Here is a 1224-nt window from a genome sequence, read left to right as displayed (position 1 = left end):
GTAGGAGAGCCGGCGTGAGCTTGAGGATCGTTGTCTGTGTGAAGTACGTGCCCGACGCCACGGGTGACCGGCATTTCGCCGATGATCTGACGTTGGACCGTGAGGATGTCGACGGTCTGTTGTCGGAGCTGGACGAGTACGCGGTGGAGCAGGCGTTGCAGATCGCGGGCGGGGCGGATGGCGCGGAGGTGACTGTGCTGACGGTGGGTCCGGAGGATGCGAAGGACGCGTTGCGCAAGGCGTTGTCGATGGGTGCGGACAAGGCTGTTCATGTCGAGGACGACGATCTGCACGGTTCGGATGTGATGGGGACGTCGCTGGTGTTGGCCAGGGCGGTGGAGAAGGCCGGTTTTGACCTGGTCGTCTCGGGGATGGCGTCGACGGACGGGACGATGGGTGTGGTTCCTGCGTTGTTGGCGGAGCGGCTGGGTGTTCCGCAGGTGACGTTGCTGTCGGAGGTGTCGGTCGAGGGTGGGGTCGTGCGGGGGCGGCGGGACGGTGACACGGCGTCGGAGTGGCTGGAGGCGTCGTTGCCGGCGGTGGTGTCGGTGACGGACCAGTCGGGTGAGGCGCGGTATCCGTCGTTCAAGGGGATCATGGCGGCGAAGAAGAAGCCGGTGCAGTCCTGGGATCTGGGGGATCTGGGGATCGAGGCCGGTGAGGTGGGTCTGGCGGGTGCGTGGACGGTGGTGGATTCGGCGGTGGAGCGTCCGGCGCGTACGGCGGGCACGATCGTGAAGGACGAGGGCGAGGGCGGCAGGCAGCTGGCCGAGTTCCTGGCCGGTCAGAAGTTCATCTGAGGCGCGTGGTTCCTCAAGGTTCCCGTTTCTTCGTTACTCGCAGGAGATTGAAGTCCCATGGCTGAAGTTCTTGTCTTTGTCGATCACGTGGACGGTGCTGTCCGCAAGCCCACGCTGGAGCTGTTGACTTTGGCGCGCCGGATCGGTGAGCCGGTGGCGGTGGCGTTGGGTGGTGGTGCGGCGGGTACGGCGGGTGTGCTGGGTGAGCATGGTGCGGTGCGGGTTTTGACCGCTGAGGCGCCGGAGTTCGCTGATTTTCTGGTCGTGCCGAAGGTGGATGCGCTGCAGGCCGCTGTGGGTGCGGTGTCGCCGGTGGCGGTGTTGGTGCCGTCGTCGGCGGAGGGCAAGGAGATCGCGGCGCGTCTGGCGGTGCGGATCGGGTCGGGTGTCATCACGGACGCGGTGGATCTGGAGGCCGGTGAGG

The 1224-nt window shown here is 66.3% G+C and carries 1 protein-coding gene and 1 pseudogene; both read left to right on the top strand.

The genetic code is table 11. From position 1 onward, the window contains the following. The first annotated feature begins 14 nt into the window (after positions 1-14). A complete protein-coding gene (locus tag ABZ826_RS39415; protein WP_361459421.1) occupies positions 15-800 on the top strand; it encodes an electron transfer flavoprotein subunit beta/FixA family protein in 786 nt (261 codons plus the stop codon). Between the two features lie 57 nt (positions 801-857). Next, positions 858-1224, top strand: a pseudogene (locus ABZ826_RS39410) (electron transfer flavoprotein subunit alpha/FixB family protein); the annotation flags it as partial.

It is taken from the genome of Streptomyces sp. NPDC047515 (genome assembly GCF_040643055.1).
Lineage (GTDB): Bacteria > Actinomycetota > Actinomycetes > Streptomycetales > Streptomycetaceae > Streptomyces.
This window is presented reverse-complemented; position numbering and strand designations above follow the sequence as displayed.